Source organism: Bradyrhizobium sp. Ses1 (assembly GCF_059512365.1).
Window position 1 is genome coordinate 556,221 of the sequence record NZ_JCAMOQ010000001.1, and the last position, 18,755, is coordinate 574,975.

15 protein-coding genes are annotated in these 18,755 nt (G+C 63.7%); 10 read left to right on the forward strand and 5 right to left on the reverse strand.

Annotated features, from left to right (window positions below; genetic code table 11):
• Positions 1 to 41: 41 nt before the first annotated feature.
• The 3 genes from AC5ZG5_RS02660 (at position 42) to AC5ZG5_RS02670 (ending at position 4,921) form a co-directional block, all read left to right on the forward strand.
• Complete coding sequence (locus AC5ZG5_RS02660; RefSeq protein ID WP_456640966.1) at positions 42 to 2,918, forward strand: ribonucleoside-diphosphate reductase subunit alpha; 2,877 nt, start codon at positions 42 to 44, stop codon at positions 2,916 to 2,918.
• A 23-nt stretch (positions 2,919 to 2,941) separates the two neighbouring features.
• Positions 2,942 to 4,066, forward strand: a complete 1,125-nt coding sequence (locus tag AC5ZG5_RS02665) for a ribonucleotide-diphosphate reductase subunit beta (protein ID WP_456640967.1) — start codon at positions 2,942 to 2,944, stop codon at positions 4,064 to 4,066.
• A gap of 180 nt (positions 4,067 to 4,246) precedes the next feature.
• Positions 4,247 to 4,921: a TetR/AcrR family transcriptional regulator gene (locus tag AC5ZG5_RS02670; RefSeq protein ID WP_028163657.1), complete on the forward strand. Its 675-nt coding sequence runs from the start codon at positions 4,247 to 4,249 to the stop codon at positions 4,919 to 4,921.
• Between the two features lie 152 nt (positions 4,922 to 5,073).
• Here AC5ZG5_RS02670 and pyk read toward each other — a convergent pair whose 3' ends face one another.
• Positions 5,074 to 6,510, reverse strand: coding sequence for a pyruvate kinase (pyk, locus tag AC5ZG5_RS02675; RefSeq protein ID WP_028163656.1), 1,437 nt, complete (start codon positions 6,508 to 6,510; stop codon positions 5,074 to 5,076).
• A complete protein-coding gene (locus AC5ZG5_RS02680; protein ID WP_165435525.1) occupies positions 6,507 to 7,097 on the reverse strand; it encodes a DUF1036 domain-containing protein in 591 nt (196 codons plus the stop codon). The genes pyk and AC5ZG5_RS02680 overlap by 4 nt, the downstream gene beginning before the upstream one ends.
• 198 nt (positions 7,098 to 7,295) lie before the next feature.
• On the opposite strand from AC5ZG5_RS02680, the gene AC5ZG5_RS02685 reads away from it, so the two are divergent.
• Together AC5ZG5_RS02685 and AC5ZG5_RS02690 are read left to right on the forward strand one after the other, a co-directional pair.
• Entirely contained in the window at positions 7,296 to 7,598 is a 303-nt protein-coding gene (locus tag AC5ZG5_RS02685; protein WP_028163654.1) for a DUF1244 domain-containing protein, read from the forward strand.
• Between the two features lie 292 nt (positions 7,599 to 7,890).
• The gene (locus AC5ZG5_RS02690; RefSeq protein WP_028163653.1) at positions 7,891 to 8,160 is read left to right on the forward strand and encodes a DUF2312 domain-containing protein; all 270 of its coding nucleotides are present in this window, start codon (positions 7,891 to 7,893) and stop codon (positions 8,158 to 8,160) included.
• 244 nt (positions 8,161 to 8,404) lie between these two features.
• On the opposite strand, the gene AC5ZG5_RS02695 is transcribed toward AC5ZG5_RS02690, so the two are convergent.
• The 3 genes from AC5ZG5_RS02695 to AC5ZG5_RS02705 form a co-directional block, all read right to left on the reverse strand.
• A complete protein-coding gene (locus AC5ZG5_RS02695; RefSeq protein ID WP_456640968.1) occupies positions 8,405 to 10,015 on the reverse strand; it encodes a peptidoglycan L,D-endopeptidase MepK in 1,611 nt (536 codons plus the stop codon).
• A gap of 262 nt (positions 10,016 to 10,277) precedes the next feature.
• Complete coding sequence (locus AC5ZG5_RS02700) at positions 10,278 to 12,536, reverse strand: L,D-transpeptidase family protein (RefSeq protein ID WP_456640969.1); 2,259 nt, start codon at positions 12,534 to 12,536, stop codon at positions 10,278 to 10,280.
• Between the two features lie 416 nt (positions 12,537 to 12,952).
• On the reverse strand, positions 12,953 to 14,449 hold the full coding sequence (locus AC5ZG5_RS02705) for a sigma-54-dependent transcriptional regulator (protein ID WP_456640970.1): 1,497 nt from the start codon (positions 14,447 to 14,449) through the stop codon (positions 12,953 to 12,955).
• Between the two features lie 136 nt (positions 14,450 to 14,585).
• Between AC5ZG5_RS02705 and AC5ZG5_RS02710 the strand changes: the two genes are divergently transcribed.
• The 5 genes from AC5ZG5_RS02710 to AC5ZG5_RS02730 all read left to right on the forward strand — a co-directional run bounded on the left by AC5ZG5_RS02710 (position 14,586) and on the right by AC5ZG5_RS02730 (position 18,751).
• Positions 14,586 to 16,463, forward strand: coding sequence for a M3 family oligoendopeptidase (locus AC5ZG5_RS02710; RefSeq protein ID WP_130227416.1), 1,878 nt, complete (start codon positions 14,586 to 14,588; stop codon positions 16,461 to 16,463).
• 153 nt (positions 16,464 to 16,616) lie between these two features.
• Positions 16,617 to 16,841, forward strand: a complete 225-nt coding sequence (locus tag AC5ZG5_RS02715) for an AbrB/MazE/SpoVT family DNA-binding domain-containing protein (RefSeq protein ID WP_028166990.1) — start codon at positions 16,617 to 16,619, stop codon at positions 16,839 to 16,841.
• Positions 16,842 to 16,853: 12 nt separating this feature from the next.
• The gene (locus AC5ZG5_RS02720; RefSeq protein ID WP_456640971.1) at positions 16,854 to 17,249 is read left to right on the forward strand and encodes a type II toxin-antitoxin system death-on-curing family toxin; all 396 of its coding nucleotides are present in this window, start codon (positions 16,854 to 16,856) and stop codon (positions 17,247 to 17,249) included.
• A gap of 86 nt (positions 17,250 to 17,335) precedes the next feature.
• On the forward strand, positions 17,336 to 17,488 hold the full coding sequence (locus AC5ZG5_RS02725) for an aa3-type cytochrome c oxidase subunit IV (protein WP_028166992.1): 153 nt from the start codon (positions 17,336 to 17,338) through the stop codon (positions 17,486 to 17,488).
• Between the two features lie 135 nt (positions 17,489 to 17,623).
• Complete coding sequence (locus AC5ZG5_RS02730) at positions 17,624 to 18,751, forward strand: Re/Si-specific NAD(P)(+) transhydrogenase subunit alpha (RefSeq protein ID WP_456640972.1); 1,128 nt, start codon at positions 17,624 to 17,626, stop codon at positions 18,749 to 18,751.
• The last annotated feature ends 4 nt before the right edge of the window (positions 18,752 to 18,755 follow it).

The window sequence follows — 18,755 nt, forward strand, 5'->3', positions numbered from 1 at the left end:
CCTCCGGCATCCGGCCCCAGCAACATCACGGGGTCTGCAAGATGTCACTCTCTCTCGATCGCGAAACCACCGCGTCACCTCTCATCCACCTGCGCCCCGAATCAATCGCGGCGCCGGAAGCACGGCTGCCGATGCAGGTGATTCGCCGCAATGGCGCGGTGTCGCAATTCGATGCCGGCAAGATCTCGGTGGCGATGACCAAGGCCTTCCTTGCGGTCGAGGGGAATACGGCGGCTGCGTCGCGCCGCGTGCACGAAGCGGTCGAGGAATTGACCGCCGAAGTCGTCGGCGCGCTGTCGCGCCGGATGAGCGAAGGCCGCACCTTTCATATCGAGGACATCCAGGACCAGGTTGAACTGGCATTGATGCGCAGCGGCCATCACAAGGTGGCGCGCGCCTATGTGCTCTATCGCGAGGAGCGGGCGCGGCAGCGCGCCGAACAGCAGGCAACTAAATCCGCAACGGCATCGAGCGGGCCAATCGTCCACGTCACGCTCGCGGACGGCAGCAAGGTGCCGCTCGACCATGCGCGGCTGGCGATGATCGTCGGCGAGGCCTGCGCGGGGCTCGACGGTGTCGACGCTGCGCCTGTCGTCGGGGAAATCCAGCGCAATCTCTATGACGGCATCAGCCAGGAGGAACTCGCGCTCGCCAGCGTGATGGCGGCGCGTACGCTGGTCGAGCAGGAGCCGAACTACGCCTATGTCAGCGCGCGCCTCTTGCTCGACAAGCTCCGCACTGAAGTGCTGTCCTTCGTGCAGGGCGCGCCAACGAAAGCGTCGCAGGCGGACATGGCGGTGCGCTATGGCGAATATTTTCCGGCCTATATCAAGACCGGCATCAGGGCCGAATTGCTCGATCCCGAACTCGGCCGCTTCGACCTGAACAAGCTGGCCGCGGCACTGAAGCCGGAGCGCGATCTTGCGTTCCAGTTCTTAGGGCTGCAGACGCTTTATGATCGCTATTTCCTGCATGTCCGCGGCCACCGGATTGAATTGCCGCAAGCGTTCTTCATGCGCGTCGCCATGGGGCTTGCACTGCGCGAGATCGATCGGGAGGCGCGCGCGATCGAGTTCTACAATCTCCTGTCCTCCTTCGACTTCATGGCGTCGACGCCGACGCTCTTCAATTCCGGCACGCTGCGGCCGCAATTGTCGTCCTGCTTCCTCACCACCGTTCCCGACGATCTCGACGGCATCTTCAAGTCGATCAAGGACAATGCGCTGCTCGCCAAATATTCCGGCGGCCTCGGCAATGACTGGACGCGGGTGCGCGGGCTGGGCGCCCATATCAAGGGCACCAATGGCGAGAGCCAGGGCGTCGTGCCGTTCCTTAAAGTCGCCAACGACACCGCGATTGCCGTCAACCAGGGCGGAAAACGCAAGGGCGCGGTCTGTGCCTATATCGAGACCTGGCATATCGACGTCGAAGAATTCCTCGACCTGCGCAAGAACACCGGCGACGACCGCCGCCGCACCCACGACATGAATACCGCCAACTGGGTGCCTGATCTCTTCATGCAGCGCGTCGAGGCCGACGGCGAATGGACGCTGTTCTCGCCGGACGAGACGCCCGATCTGCACGATCTCTACGGCAAGGCCTTTGCCGAGCGCTACGCGTCCTATGAAGACAAGGCCGCGCGCGGCGAGATGCGGGTATCCAAGAATGTCCGTGCCGTTGATCTCTGGCGCAAGATGCTGACCATGCTGTTCGAGACCGGACATCCCTGGATCACCTTCAAGGACCCCTGCAATTTGCGCTCGCCGCAGCGCCACGCCGGCGTGATCCATTCCTCCAATCTCTGCACCGAGATCACGCTCAACACTTCGGATGAGGAGACTGCGGTCTGCAATCTCGGCTCGATCAACCTGCTCAATCACGTCGGCGAGCGCGGGCTCGATACGGCCAGGCTGAAGCGGACGGTCGCGACCGCGATGCGGATGCTCGACAATGTCATCGACATCAATTTCTACACCATTCCCGAGGCGCGGCGCTCCAACCTGCGGCATCGGCCGGTCGGCCTCGGGTTGATGGGATTCCAGGATGCGCTGCACGTGCTGCGGATCCCGCTTGCGTCCGACGCGGCTGTCGCCTTCGCCGATACCAGCATGGAGGCGATCGCTTATCACGCGATCTCGGCTTCCGTCGATCTCGCCGCCGAGCGCGGTCGTTACCCATCGTTCGAGGGATCGCTGTGGAGCCGGGGCATCCTGCCGATCGATTCGATCGAGCTGCTGGCGGAAGCGCGCGGTGACGTCGCGATGGACCGCTCGCGCACATTGGACTGGGACGGCCTGCGCGAGCGCGTCAAGACGGTCGGCATGCGCAATTCCAATGTGATGGCGATCGCGCCGACGGCGACCATCTCCAACATCTGCGGCGTGGCGCAGTCGATCGAGCCCGCCTACCAGAACCTCTATGTCAAATCCAACATGTCCGGCGATTTCACCGTCGTGAACGCCTTCCTGGTCCGCGACCTCAAGGCGCGCGGCTTGTGGGACGAGGTGATGGTCAGTGATCTCAAATATTTCGATGGCAGCTTAGGTGCGATCGACCGTATCCCTGATGATCTCAAGGCGCTCTATGCGACCGCGTTCGAGATCGACAGCGCTTGGCTGATCGAGGCGGCGGCGCGGCGGCAGAAATGGATCGACCAGTCGCAGTCGCTCAACCTCTATATCGCCAACCCCTCCGGCAAGAAACTCGATGCGCTGTATCGCCTGGCCTGGCAGCGCGGCCTCAAGACGACCTATTACCTGCGCTCGCGCAGCGCCACCCATGTCGAGAAGTCGACGCTGAAGGGCACCGACGGCAAGCTCAACGCCGTCAGCGTAGCTCCCGCGATGTCCAGCGCACCGGACTTGTCCGGCGCCATCGCGTGCTCGATCGACAATCCCGAATGTGAAGCCTGCCAGTGAGCAGCGGAATAAGGAATAACGCCATGTTCGACTGGTCAGAGCCCGCTACGACCGCGCGCCACGCGGTCCCCCTCATGAACGTCGCCGCAGCCGGCAACCAGACCGGCTTAGGTGCGATCGATCGCCATGGCAGCCGTGTCTCGGTCGACGACAAGCGCATGATCAACTGCCGCGCCGACGTCAATCAATTGCTGCCGCTGAAGTACAAATGGGCGTGGGAGAAATATCTCGCCGCCTGCAACAATCACTGGATGCCGACGGAGGTCTCGATGCAGGCCGACATCGCGCTGTGGAAGTCGCGCGACGGCCTGACCGAAGATGAGCGGCGCGCGATCAAGCGCAATCTCGGCTTCTTCGCGGCCTCCGAAAGCCTCGTCGCCAACAACATCGTGCTCGCGATCTATCGCCATCTGACCAATCCGGAGTGCCGGCAGTATCTGTTGCGGCAGGCGTTCGAGGAGGCCGTGCACACCCACACCTTCCAGTACATCGTCGAGAGCTTGGGGCTCGATGAGGGCGAGCTGTTCAACATGTACCGGGAGGTGCCCTCGATCACTGATAAGGCGGCGTGGGCGCTGAAACATACGCAGCATCTCGACGATCCCGACTTCAGGACCGGGACGCCGGAAGCAGACCAGGCGTTCCTGCGCGACCTCGTCGCTTTCTACGTCATCTTCGAAGGCATGTGGTTCTACACCGGCTTCGCACAGATCCTCTCGCTTGGCCGGCGCAACAAGATGATCGGGATCGCCGAGCAATATCAGTACATCCTGCGCGATGAATCCATCCACCTGAACTTCGGCATCGACGTCATCAACCAGATCCGAATCGAGAATCCGCATCTTTGGACGAAGCCCTTCCAGGAGGAGATTCGCGACATGGTGCGGACGGCGGCCGAGCTCGAAGCGGCCTATGGACGGGACACCATGCCGCGCGGTTTTCTCGGACTGAACGCGGCACTTTGTGAAACCTACATGCACTTCATCGCCAATCGCCGTTGCGCCCAGCTTGGGTTCGCGCCGGTATTCGATGAAGCCGACAACCCCTTCCCCTGGATGTCGGAGGCGATGGACCTGAAGAAGGAGAAGAATTTCTTCGAGACCCGCGTGATCGAGTACCAGAACGGGGGCGTCTTAAGCTGGGAGTAACCAAGGTCGCTGAGCCGGGACCCCTCCTTTTTGTGCATTCCAGAAGGCACAAATCCGTCTTGCCAGACGCCATGAATAGGTGTTCAGCTTTTGCAGCGATCTGCGCTCGATCGCCTAAAATAGTGAAGTCTCGTTCGGCCGATCCCGAGCCGGCGGGAGTTTGGGGACGGGAACTGCGCCATGGTCTATCGGCGAACCCATCAGGTGGTAAAGCGGCTGGCCGCCCGGCGCAGCGCCATTCTGGCGGCGGCACGCGAGGCGGCGGCGGACGGCGGCATGGCTGCGGTGCAGATCGCGCCGGTGGCGGTCCGCGCCCATGTCGCGGCGGGAACCGTCTACCGCTATTTCCCGTCCAAGGCCGACCTGATCTCCGAATTGATCGCCGAGGTCTCGCGCGACGAGCTCGCCGCGATTCGCCGGGCCGCGGATGCCGCGCCCGGGCCGTCCTCGGCGCTGGCCGCCGCGGTCACCACGGTTGCCGTCCATGTGCTGTCGCAGCGCAAGCTCGCCTGGGGCATCCTGGCCGAGCCTGTCGATGTCGATGTCACCGCCTCGCGGCTGGCCAGCCGGCGCGAGATCGCCGGTGAGATCGCCATCCGAATCGATGCCGCGGTGCGCGCCGGCCATCTGCCGGCGCAGGATACCGCGCTTGCCGCCACCGCGCTGCTCGGCGCGCTGCATGAGTCGCTGGTCGGACCGCTCGCGCCCGACAATCTCGATGATCCCGTCAAGCTGCGCGACGCCGTGCAGACCGTGACGCTGCTCGCACTGCGCGCCGTCGGCGTCATGGACGCCCGCGCCCGCGGCCTCGTGGTGCAGGCCACCACGCCCGCGAAGGCGCTGGTGGGGGCCTAAGGGCGTTTGCCATCTCTCTACCGTCATTCCGGCGTCCGAAGGACGAGCCCGGAATCCATTTCTCCGCCTACGCCGGCGGCTCGATGGATTCTCTGATGTGCAAATTGCACATCATAGCTCGCGCTTCGCGCGCCCCGGAATGACGGGGAAACCTACTTCTCCGCTTCCCCTTGCGGCGCGACGGAGGCGATGCGGACCATGTTGGTGGTGCCGGGGATGCCGAGCGGGACGCCGGCGACGATGATCACGCGCTGGCCGGCGCGGGCAAAGCCATCCCTGAATGCGATGGAGTTGGCGCGGTCGACCATGTCGTCCTGATCGCGCGCGTCCTCGGCGACGACGCAGTGCACGCCCCACACCACCGAGAGCTTGCGGCCCGTCGCCAGGTTCGGCGTGATCGCAACGACCGGCACCTTGGGCCGTTCGCGCGCGACGCGGATCGCGGTCGAGCCCGATGAGGTCCAGCAGATGATCGCCGAGAGGTCGAGCGTCTCGGCGATCTGGCGCGCGGCATCCGCGATCGCATCGCCGACCGTCGGCTCCGGCTCGGCGCGCTGCGCATTGAGCACGCCGCGATAGGTCGGGTCGCGCTCCACCTCCTCGCCGATGCGGTTCATGGTGGTGACCGCTTCCACCGGATATTTGCCGGCAGCCGATTCCGCCGAGAGCATGATCGCATCCGCGCCCTCATAGACGGCGGTGGCGACGTCGGAGACCTCGGCGCGGGTCGGTACCGGCGCCTGGATCATCGATTCCAGCATCTGGGTTGCGACCACCACCGGCTTGCCGGCGCGCCGCGCCATTCGCGTCATCTGCTTCTGCAGGCTCGGCACGCGCTCTAGCGGCAGCTCGACGCCGAGATCGCCGCGCGCGACCATCAGCGCATCGGAGGCATCGATGATGTCGGCCAGCCGGTCGATCGCCTGCGGCTTCTCGATCTTCGCCATCACGGCGGCGCGGCCGCGGATCATCTTCTTGGCCTCGTGGACGTCCTCGGCGCGCTGCACAAAGGACAGCGCGATCCAGTCGATGCCGGTGGTCAGCGCAGCCTCGAGATCGGCGCGGTCCTTCGGCGTCATCGCCGACACTGGCAGGTCGGTGTCGGGCAGGCTGACGCCCTTGCGGTCCGACATCTTGCCGCCGATCACCACGCGCGTCACCGCGCGGTCGGGCGAGGTCTCTTCCGCAATCAGCCGCACCTTGCCGTCATCGAGCAATAGCGCGTGGCCGGGCCGCAGCGCCGCCAGGATCTCCGGATGCGGGAGGTTGACGCGGGTATTGTCGCCCGGCGTCTTGTCGGAATCGAGCACGAAGCTCTGGCCGTTGTTGAGCTGCACCGAGCCTTCGGCAAAGGCGCCGAGCCGGAGCTTGGGTCCCTGCAGGTCGACCAGGATTCCGATCGGCCGGCCGTAGCTGGACTCGACATTGCGGATGGTCTTGACGAGGTCCCGCATCTTGTCATGCGGGGTGTGGCTCATGTTGATGCGAAAGAGGTCGGCGCCGGCCTCGAACAGCTTGCGAATCATTGCGCTGTCGGAGGAGGCGGGACCCAAGGTCGCGAGGATCTTGATCCGACGCAGTCTTCTCATTGCTTGCTTCCGGGAGGTGCGGCTGGAGGTAGACCAGACGCGCCTGGAGGCGTTCCGCCCGGTGGATTGGGCAGGCCCGGCACTGCGGGAGTCCCCGGTGCGACCCCGCCCGGCATTCCCGGCACCTTCTGCGCCGGCTGCTCGTTGGCTTCCGTCAGTTGTACGGTCCACGCCCGTTGCTCCCCGGTGTCGACCTCGAAGAAGCCGGTGCGGTCATAGCCGCGCGCCAGGCAATTCTCGGTGCCACGAATGGTGAATTCCTTGTCGCGCGAGCACATGAAGGCCTGGCCAGACCATTCGCCGCCGCGGTCATAGTCCAGCGCGTAGATGTAATAATAGCGCGCGACCAGATTGCCCCGCAGCAGGGTCTCGCAGGAGCGCGAAGAGATGTTCCACCAGCCCTCGGTGGTCCAGCCCTCGGCGTCCTTGTAGCCGAGCGCGATGCCGACCCGGCTGGCGGTATTGTTGCAGAGCCGGAAATCGGCCGCAGCCGGGCTGGTCCACAGGCACGCCGCCGCAAGCGCGAGCACGGGCAGAAGACCGGCAAGCAGACGAGGGGGGATGGGCAGGGAATCCAGTACGATCATGAGGCGAAGCTACACCGAATCATTGACGATTTCGCGTGGCTCGGCGGCGCCTGTCAACGGAAGGCAGGCGGACTTCTGCCATCGAAAACCGCCGGTCCCACCCGATTTCATGCTGTTTTGCGCAGCGATGTGGCAAAATCTGTGACGAATCCCACCTGATATCAATATGGTGGGAATCACAAACCGGGATGACGGCCCATGACCATTGACGACAAGACCAAGACCGAGCTGGAAGCCGCCGTTTTCCGGCGCCTGGTGCAGCATTTGCAGAGCCGTACCGACGTCCAGAACATCGACCTGATGAACCTCGCCGGATTCTGCCGGAATTGCCTCTCCAACTGGATGAAGGAAGAGGCCGATGCCAAGGGTGTGGCTGTTAGCAAGGACGAGAGCCGCGAGGCCGTCTACGGCATGCCCTATGAGGAGTGGAAGGCAAAATACCAGGGCACGGCGACGCCAGAGCAACTGGCCGCGATGAAGAAGGCCCACCCCGGGCATTGAGGCATACGCATTCCGCCATTCCGGGGCGTCCGAAGGACGAACCCGGAATCTCGAGATTCTCCGATGCGCAATTGCGCATCGTCGTTCAATGCTGCGCATTGCCCCGGAATGACGGTGGTTGCGGGTAACGCCAGCATCTCCTGTGGGCGCGCTGTGGATGAGCGCGACGTTTCCTTGACGGGAGCCGTCCCAAACTTGAGGGTCATTTCCGACACGCGATCCGTGAGGAGCGCATACCGCCAAGACGCCTCAACAGGACGCCTCAACACCAGTTCCATTTCAGGAGTACCCGATGGCCACCTCCGCAGCCGTCAAAGAAGAACCCGCGACCCGATTCGCAAAGGACCAGCTCAAGGCCATCATCGAACGCATCGAACGGCTGGAAGAAGAAAAGAAGGCGATCTCGGACGACATCCGCGACGTCTATGCCGAGAGCAAGGGCAACGGATATGACGTCAAAGCCCTGCGCACCATCGTGCGCCTGCGCAAGCAGGACCCGAACGAGCGCCAGGAGCAGGAGACGATCATCGAGACCTACATGCAGGCGCTGGGGATGATCTGAGGCGCTGGTCCGGCCGCACAACTCTCGTCGTCCCGGGCAAGCGCGACCCAGGACGACACCGTCATTGCGAGGAGCAAAGCGACGAAGCAATCCATGTCTTCAAGTGGTGGCCTGGATTGCTTCGCTTCGCTCGCAATGACGGGGAGGCTTCTGATTCAATTGTCGAACAGCGATCTGGGGCTGCACTGCGGCGGGCTTCGCCCGCGCGGAGACGACATCGGAATCGTGAAAGGCTACGGAAAGCTCAGCGCAGCGCGGCGGTGCGGACGACGAAGGAGGTCGTCGGTAGCGTTGCGGTGGCCGAGCCGGTGAAGCTGTCGCAGCTCATGCCCAGCATCGGATCGTTCGAGAAGGTCATGTTGACCGCGGCCTGCGGCTTGACGAAATGGGCGCGCATCAAGGTCATGTCGGTATCGCCGAGCACGGTGGTCTGCATAGCGTTGCTGGCGCTCGGCGCCAGCATGACCACGCGCATCCAGAGATCGTTGCCCTTGGCGGCGGAGATGCGTGTCGAGGTCGAGATCGCGCTGCCCTGACCCTGCGTGCCCTTGGCGACCACGGTGTTGATCTCGCTCGCGACGGCGCCGGCATTGCGGGTCGGTCGGGCGCTGCGCGGGACTGGCGCAGAGGCGGCGACGATATTGTTGCGGTCAACAGGCGCGTTGGCCGGGGCATAGGCGAGCGCCTTGTTGAAATTCTCCGACACGCTGGCAGTGGCCTGCGGATCGGCGGCGCCGACCGCCTCGCGCGCCTTGAGCGCTGCGATCTGCGCGGCTGTCGCCTGTTTCGCTGCCGGTAGATCGTCGCCCCAGAAGCCGCGGGCATTGATGATGTCAGCAGGCGTCTCGGGTTTCGGCTCGGACTTCTCGGCTGGCGCCGGCGCTGCCGGCTTCGCCTTTGCCGCCGGGACGATCTGGGCGTCGGCCGCGGCGAGCTGGATGGTCGAGGCGAATTGCGGTTTTGCGCGCGGCATCGGTACGGGGTCGGCCGGCTTCGAATCGGCAGATTTGGCGGAAGCCAGGACGGGCGCGGGCTTCTCGGCGGCAGCCGGCGCCGCGCCCTCGTCGTCCTCGTCGCTGCCGGCAGCCGATTTGCCCGTGAAGAGCGCGGTCAGGAAGCCGCCGATCTTGTTGCCGCCGGACGAGGAGCCATCGCCGTTGCCGCGCCGCTCGATGTCGGCGCGGGCAAGCTCATACCCCTTCAACGGGGTGCCGTCGGATGGGACGTGGACGGTGCGGCCGTCCGGGAACACCCTTGCCAATTGGTCGTGCGTCATGCGCGGCCAGTGGCGAATCGACCCGGTGTCGAGGTGAACAAAAGGCGAGCCGGAGGTCGGATAGAAACCGACACCGCCACGCTGTAGGCGCAGGCCGGCATAGCGGATCTGCTCGAGCGGCACGCCGGGAATGTAGAAATCCATCGCATGCCCCAGCATGTGCTGGCTGAAGCGCGCCACCCCGGAGGAGCGGCGGCGGAGCATGGCGTTAGTAGCGGGAGAGCGGTAGGAGGAGATGATGTTGATCGGCTGCTTGCCGTCGACATCGCGATAGACTTCCCAGAGGATGTCGAAGAGCCGACGATCCATCGTGGTCTCATCCTGGGTGCGCCAGTCGCGCAGGTAATGATTGAGCTTCTTCAACGCGTCTTCGTCGTAGCGGCCGTCGCGCTTGAAGGTGATGGTGAGGTCTTCGTTCGAATGGGTGTGGTGGAAGGAGAGGGTGCGAGTCTCGTTCAGGGCGGCGGCGTCGTGAACCGATCCGGCGCCTGCGAGCAGCAATAGCGACGTCAGCCCGACCTGACATCCGGCTTTCGGGAAAGACAGCAGTTTATAGTGGCGTGTGCGGACAGCCAGCACCGATGAGCCCACCCAATCGTCGAGCGTTCGACCTTATCTTTCGCAGACCCCGGCGAAAGGCGGTGAACGCATTCTTAAAGCGGGACGGTTAACCGAGATTTACCATCCCGTTTCCCAAGTTGAACTCAACCTAAACTGTTGACTGTGGCGAAAAAGAGCCGCCAGCCGTACCAGATGAATAATGGTTAATGTAAACGATCCCGCCGTATGGGCGGGATCGTTGATTTTGCTCAGGAATCTGGCGCGCTCGGGGAGCGGTAAATTAACGGGTGAACACCCCGCGCGGTTGTCCGCGTCCAATCGGAGCGGGCGGCACCGGCTGGCCGCCGCCGAACAGCCGTTCAAAGAAGTTCAGGCCGGAATTGGTGTTCTCGCTGGCGATGCTGACGCCGGGCGGCAGGCTGTTGCGGCTCGGGCGCGAATAGTTCGGCTGCGCATGCGCCACCACTGATTCGAGGTCCTTGCCGCGGTTGTTCTTGAGCAGCGTCAGCATGGCGCCGTCGCGGCCATAGACGTCTTTGCGGAATTGCAGCTTGCCCGCGTCGTCCACGAACGCGGTCTGATAGGTGATGTTGACCGGGATCGGGGTCGGGAATTTCAGGTCGATCTCGCTCGAGCCATACATGCTGCGGATCCGCTCGGGCGTCCAACGCTCGTCCGTCATGGTGATGTTGAGCAGCACGGAAGCGTACTGGTCCGGGTTCTGCACGCGCATGCAGCCATGGCTGAAGGCGCGCTCTTCCCTGCCGAACAGGTTCTTGTCCGGCGTGTCGTGCTGATAGACCAGGAACTTGTTCGGGAAGTTGAAGCGGATGCGTCCGAGCGCATTCGCTTCACCCGGCGGCTGCGAGATGTGAATCGAGCCGTCGCGGCCGTATTCGAGCCGCAGGCCCATCCGCTGCAGCACGGTCGGATCCTGCTGCAGGGCCGGCAGATATTCATTGTAGATGATCGACGGCGGCACGTTCCAGGTCGGGTTCACCGTGATGTACTTCATCGTCTCGGTCAGAAGCGGGGTGGCGTGCTGCCCCGGCTTGCCGGTTACGACGCGCGTGGTCCAGACCGGTGCACCGTTCTGCATCACCCGCAGCGTGTAGTCGGGGATGTTGAGGATGACATAGGCGTTGCCGAGGGACGCCGCGCCAAGCTGGCGCGGCAGCCAGCGCCAGCGCTCCATGTTGACGATGACGGTGTCGATCTGTCGGTCGCGCTTCGGGCTGTTGATCGCCTTCACGGTACGATCGTCGAGCACGCCGGTGGGCTTCAGCTCGACGCTCCGTTGGAATTTGCGCACGGCTTCGGCGACCTTGGCATCGTAACGCGTATCGTCCGGATTCTCGGCAACGCCGAGCTTGGCGCGGAGCTGCGGCACGCGCGGATCTTCCGGCGCCTCGCCCGGCTGCTTCTTGGTCGCGGCCTTGTAGGCCAGCGTGGGCCCTTCCGCGATCTCGATCACCGGGCCCTCGCCCTGGCCGCGCAGCTCGGCGAGCTTGGCCTTGAGCTCACGGTAGAGCTTGTGCGGCGGGTTGTAGCTGTCGAGCGCGGCGGAGGCGTCCTTGGCGCCGGTCACGTTGGCGAGGACTTCCGACGGATCGATCGGGTGCTCGGGATAGAGGATGTCGGCCGAGACCTGCGACCAATGCATCCGGCCGCTCTGGGCCTGGCGCGCGTAGTCGAGCATGCTGGCGACGAGCTTCAGCTCGGCATCCGCCAGCGCGTCGGGCGAGGACAAGGCCAAGGCAAACTCCGGCACCGGATAGTCTTCCGGGTTGAGGCCATCGGAGGCGGCGTCCTTGAGCCGCGCGATCACGCCCTTGCCGGTTGCGGTCAGCTTGCCGCCTTGCGTGAATACCGGCGCATAGTCGCGCGCCGAGTAGAACTTCTCGACCGCGGCGCGCTCGTTCTTGCGGTCGAAGGTGCGCAGCGTCTTGCTGGCCAGCGTCTCGCGCAGCTTGTCGGCAACCGGCTGATCTTCCGCCGGCACGTTGCTCGCAGCCTGGACCGGCTCCTTGGCGGGCTCGGCAGCAGGCGCGTTGGCGGTCGCCGGGGCAGGCGCAGTGACGGTTGCAGGAGCGGCGGTCGCAGCGGCGGGCGCGGCTGAAGGGGTCACCGTGGCGGTGTCGTTCTTGACCGGCTCCTTCGGTGTGTCCTTGGGCGCGTCCTTTGCCACATCGCTCGGCTTCGGCTCGGCGGCGGGCGCGGTGACGACATCGGCCGGCTTGGATTCCAGCTTGGGCTCTGCGGTCTTGGTGGCGGCGTCGGGTTCGCTCGACGTGATGGCGTCCTTGGTCGCATCCGGCACCGAAGCGGTGGTGTCCAGCTTGATATCGGCTGCGGTCGGCGGCGGAACGTTGGCAGGCTCGGGACGCGGGATTGCGGCGTCGATCGCGAGTTCTGCGGCACTCGCGCGTGGCGTGTCCGATTGGGCCAGCGCCGAGGTCGCGGCGACCGTCAGGAACGTCGCGGCGACGGCCATCAGCACGCGGTCGAATCCGGTTCGGCCTTTCGAACAGTCTCGCATCGTCACTCCCCCTGGGGCGAACTGCCCGGCATTGGAACAGTTCTCAAATCATGGTCCTGGAGCCTGATGACGCTTCGTTAGAGCCGTCATCACGCTCGATTCGTTCGAGCATAATCTTCCCGGATCATGCTCTGAGATTGCGCGGAAGCGCCGGCCTCACTCGATCAAAACTCATTCACGCCTGCACGCAACAAATCAACGCAGACGATATAGACGCCCCTTTCATGCAGCCAGCGCCATGCGGGGCAACTCACGACAAACTGACCTTGATCAACCACTTGCACTCGATCTTGCGCGATTTTTGCCACGCTGCACCCCGTTTGTCTGTCACCCCCAAGCCACGGTTCAATAGGTTCCGGACTGAGCATGCGAAGCCTCGGCCCAATGCCCGCTCTGGGGCATAAATGCCGATCGGCTCAATTGGTGCCGCCGGTGCCGTCGGCGGAGTCATTTGCCGCGGCCTCGTCGATCTTGCGATAGAGCGTCGAGCGGCCGATCTTCAGGCGCCGCGCAACCTCCGACATCTGCCCGCGATAATGCGAGATCGCGAAGCGGATGATCTCGTTCTCCATCTCTTCCAGTGGCCGCACATCGCCGCTGCTGGTCAGCATCGAGAGATTGCCGGTGGCAGGCAGCGGCGCAATGGGTATTTCGCTACCCGATACCATCGCGGGCGCCGTGGACGGGGCGACGATCAGCGGCTCGCCATGCGTCGGGGCTGGGTCAGCAAGTGGATGCGCGGCGACTTGCGGGAAGTCGGCGAGGTCAAGCTGGTCGCCATCGCTCATGACCACGGCGCGATACACCGTGTTTTCGAGCTGGCGGATGTTGCCGGGCCAATCGAGCTGCGAAAGATGCGCCATCGCCTCGCCGCTGATGCCGGTGATGTTGCGGTTTTCCTCGGCGTTGAAGCGCGCGAGGAAATGCCGCAGCAGATGCGGGATGTCCTCGCGCCGTTGCCGCAGCGGCGGAATCGTCAGCGGCAGGACGTGCAGGCGATAGAACAGGTCCTCGCGGAATTGGCCGGCCTTCACCAGCTCGAGCAGTTTGCGGTTGGTGGCGGAAATGATGCGGACGTCGACCTTCACGGGCTTGCGGCCGCCGACGGCTTCCACCGTGCCCTCCTGCAGCGCGCGCAACAGCTTCACCTGTGCGGTCAGCGGCAGTTCGCCGACTTCGTCGAGGAAGAGCGTGCCGCCATGGGCTTCGACGAACTTGCCCATATGGCGTTCGGTGGCGCCGGTGAAGGCGCCCTTCTCGTGGCCGAACAGGATCGACTCCACGAGATTGTCGGGGATCGCACCGCAGTTCACCGCAACGAAAGGCTTCGATTTGCGCTCGCTGCTGCCGTGGATGGCGCGGGCGAACAATTCCTTGCCGACACCGGATTCGCCTTCGATCAACACCGGAATGGCTGATGAAGCGGCCTTCTGCGCGGTGCGCAGCACGCTTGCCATGGCTTCGCTGCGGGTGATGACGTCGGTGAAGGTGAGCCGCCCCTCGCGGCTGTGGCGGATGCGCTGCAATTCACCCTTGAGTGCAGAAGTGTTCAGCGCATTGCGCAAGGATACCTGCAGCCGCTCGAAGCCGACCGGCTTGACGACGAAATCCTGGGCGCCCGCGCGCATCGCCGAGACCACATTGTCGATGCCGCCATGCGCCGTCTGCACGATGACGGGGACGTTCAAACCAGCTTCACGAATCTTTGCGAGCACGCCCAAGCCGTCGAGGCCGGGCATCACGAGATCGAGCACGACCGCATCGATGGTCTGGCTTTCCTGGGCGGTGAGCGCGGCGATGGCATCATCGCCGCTATCGACTACGAGGGGCTGGTAGCCGCATTTTTGCACCATGTTTTCAACCAGACGGCGCTGTACTGCGTCATCATCGGCAATCAAAATGGTGGCAGCCATGGTTTTCCCCGCACGTTACGCTTATCTGTCTCGAATCGGGGCACTCTCGCCGAAGCCGATTAACGCCCTCTTAAACGTTGCCCACCCCCGCACATTTCGCCGCCGCATCTCCGATTGAACACAGGTTACCGCCAAGATGACCTCGCGCTCCTCCGCTCTCCGCAAACCCACCCAACGCAAGCCGGCCAAGGCCAAATCCGCTGCCAACAAGTCCGCCGCGAAGAAGGTCGTGGGCAAAACCGGCAAATTGCCGGAATGGAATCTCGCCGACCTCTATTCCGGGATCGACGCGCCGGAAGTCGCGCGCGACCTGGCGAAGATGGATGCAGATTGCGTCGCGTTTGAGACCGACTACAAGGGCAAGCTTGCGGAACATACGGCCCGGGAAGATGGCGGAAAGTGGCTCGCCGAGGCCGTGCGACGCTATGAAGCGATCGACGACCTCGCCGGCCGGCTCGGCTCCTTTGCCGGCCTCGTGCATGCCGGCGACAGCGTCGATCCCGCGATCACGAAATTTTACGGCGATGTTTCAGAGCGCCTGACGGCGGCCTCGACGCACCTCCTGTTCTTCGCGCTTGAGCTCAACCGCATTGACGATGATGTGATCGAGCGCGCGATGCAGGCCGAAGAGCTCGCGCATTACCGGCCCTGGATCGAAGATCTGCGCAAGGAGAAGCCGTATCAACTCGAGGATCGCATCGAGCAGCTTTTCCACGAGAAGTCGCAGAGCGGCTATTCCGCCTGGAACCGGCTGTTCGACCAGACCATCGCCGGCCTGCGTTTCAAGGTCGGCGCCAAGGAGCTCGCGATCGAGCCGACGCTCAACTTCCTGCAGGACCGCGATGGCGCAAAGCGCAAGGCGGCGGCGGAAGCGCTGGCGAAAACCTTCAAGGCCAATGAGCGCACGTTCGCGCTGGTCACCAACACGCTCGCCAAGGACAAGGAGATTTCCGACCGCTGGCGCGGCTTCCAGGATGTCGCGGATTCCCGCCATCTCAACAACCGCGTCGAGCGCGAGGTGGTGGACGCGTTGGTCGCGTCCGTGCGCGCTGCCTATCCGAAGCTGTCGCACCGCTACTACCGGCTGAAGGCGGGCTGGTTCAAAAAGAAGAAGCTGCCGCATTGGGACCGCAACGCGCCATTGCCCTTTGCCGCGACCGGCACGATTGCCTGGCCCGAGGCGCGGAGCATGGTGCTGACCGCCTATCGCGGCTTTTCCACCGATATGGCCGCGATCGCCGAGCGCTTCTTCACCGACCGCTGGATCGATGCGCCGGTCAGGCCGGGCAAGGCCCCAGGCGCCTTCTCGCATCCGACCACGCCGTCGGCGCACCCTTACGTGCTGATGAACTACCAGGGCAAGCCGCGCGATGTCATGACGCTGGCGCATGAGCTCGGCCATGGCGTGCACCAGGTGCTGGCGGCAAAGAACGGCCCCCTGATGGCGCCGACACCGCTGACGCTTGCGGAGACCGCAAGCGTGTTCGGGGAGATGCTGACCTTCAAGCGCCTGTTGTCCGAGACCAAGAGCGCCAAGCAGCGCCAGGCGCTGCTCGCCGGCAAGGTCGAGGACATGATCAACACCGTGGTGCGGCAGATCGCCTTCTATTCGTTCGAGCGCGCGGTGCACACCGAGCGCAAGAACGGCGAATTGACCGCCGAGCGGATCGGCCAGATCTGGCTTTCCGTGCAGACCGAGAGCTTAGGGCCGGCGATCGAGATCAAGCCGGGCTACGAGAATTTCTGGATGTACATTCCGCATTTCATCCATTCGCCCTTCTACGTTTACGCCTATGCGTTCGGCGATTGCCTGGTGAACTCGCTCTACGCGGTCTACGAGCACGCCTCCGAGGGCTTTGCGGAACGCTATCTCGACATGCTCGCAGCCGGCGGAACCAAGCACTATTCGGAACTGCTCAAGCCGTTCGGCCTGGATGCCAAGGACCCGAAATTCTGGGACGGCGGGCTGTCGGTGATTTCAGGCATGATCGACGAGCTTGAGGCGATGGGCTGAGGGAAGGTAGACTGTAAAACACTTGTTGAACGACGCCCTGAGGGCGCGTTATACTGATGTATAACGTGCGCTGAGATGTGCGAATTGTGATGCTTTTTGAAGCTCTTACAGGGCAACTGGGCGATTGTGCGCAACTTAAAAGGCAAAATCCTGATGAAAATCGAGATCAAAAAGATCGGGAATTCCGATGGCCTGCTGCTCCCCCGCGAGCTGATGCAGCGGCTCGACCTCAAGCGCGGTCAGCAACTGCATGTCACCGAACTTCCGGGAGGCGGTTTTCAGGCGCTTCCCTACGATCCGGATTTTGAACGGACGATGGAAGTTGCAGACGAGATCATGGACAAATATCGCGATACGCTGGCGGCGCTTGCAAAGTAGTGGAAATTCCGAATGAGCGAGCCGAAAGAGCCGCTTTGGATCACCTATGAGCAGGCCATCGCCATCCATGCCCGCCAGCTCCGCCGCTTCGGCGGAGCTCCCGGCTTGCGCGATGAGGGCATGCTGCGATCGGCGCTGGAGCGGCCGGTTAACAAATGGCGCTACGAACAGGCCTCGCTGACCGAGCTCGCGGCGGCCTATGCGTTTGGCCTCGCCAAGAACCACGCCTTTGTCGATGGGAACAAGCGGATCGCCTTCATGGCGATGATGACGTTTCTGATCAAGAATGGCGTCAACTTCAGTCCTGATCCGGCGCACGCAACATCGATCATCCTCTCACTCGCGGCCGGCGAGGTCAGCGAGGAAAGCCTCACCCGCTGGATCCGGGATAATTGGCGTTCCGAATGAGGCGATAGGCGAGGCGGCGTTGCCCTGTCCGCGGCTTTGCGCTATGGCACGCTTGAAAATCAGACGTTTGATGACTGGGGACAAGGATGGCGAACCATAGCGAAGTGGCTTACACCACTGCCGACGGCAACGACTACATCGAGCATGAGCGGACCTACGAAGGCTTCATCGCGCTGGTCAAATACGGCACCGCGACGGTCGCCCTCATTCTCATCCTGATGGCCTTCTTCCTGCTCTGACCTCTCGCCGGCTGCGCCGCCAATGCCGGCGGTGCTCAAAAATTGCATTCAAACCGGTCCCAAAACCGGTATCCAACGTTGCGGGAGTAACGCTAAGTTTGCTTGCGTGCGCTGTCCCGCGCCGCCGGAGGCCTTATGAAGATTGCCGTTGCCAAGGAAATCGACCCGTCCGAGCCGCGGGTCGCCGCATCCCCTGACACTATCAAGAAACTCAAGGCGCTCGGTGCGGAGGTCGCGGTCGAGCCGGGCGCGGGCATCAAGTCGGGCTTGCCGGATTCGGAATTCACTGCCGTCGGCGCCACCGTGAGCGCCGATGCGGTGAAAGATGCCGATATCGTCATCAAGGTGAAGCGGCCGGAGGCGTCCGAACTCTCGAAATACAAGCGCGGCGCGCTCGTCATCGCGATCATGGACGCCTACGGCAATGACGCTGCGCTGAAGGCGATGGCGGATGCCGGTATTTCGGCCTTTGCGATGGAGTTGATGCCGCGCATCACCCGTGCGCAGGTCATGGACGTTTTGTCGTCGCAGGCGAACCTTGCCGGTTACCGCGCGGTGATCGAGGGCGCCGAAGCCTTCGGCCGCGCCTTTCCGATGATGATGACCGCGGCTGGCACCGTACCCGCCGCAAAAGTGTTCATCATGGGCGTCGGCGTCGCGGGGCTGCAGGCGATCGCGACCGCGCGCCGGCTGGGGGCCATCGTCACCGCGACCGACGTGCGTCCGGCGACGAAGGAGCAGGTGGAGAGCCTTGGCGCCAAATTCCTCGCGGTCGAGGACGAGGAGTTCAAGAACGCGCAGACCGCGGGCGGCTACGCCAAGGAAATGTCCAAGGAGTACCAGGCCAAGCAGGCCGCGCTCACCGCCGAGCACATCAAGAAGCAGGATGTCGTGATCACGACGGCGCTGATCCCAGGCCGCCCGGCCCCCAAGCTCGTCTCCGCGGACATGGTCAAATCGATGCGGCCCGGTTCGGTGCTGGTCGATCTCGCCGTCGAACGTGGCGGCAATGTCGAGGGCGCGAAGGCGGGTGAGATCGTCGACGTCGATGGCATCAAGATCGTCGGCTACACCAATGTTGCCGGCCGCGTCGCCGCCTCCGCCTCGGGTCTCTATGCCCGCAACCTGCTCGCCTTCATCGAGACGCTGGTCGACAAGGCGAACAAGGCGCTTGCCGTCAATTGGGACGACGAACTGGTGAAAGCCACCGCGCTGACCAAGGACGGCGCCGTCATCCACCCGAACTTCCAGCCGAAAGCCTAAGGAG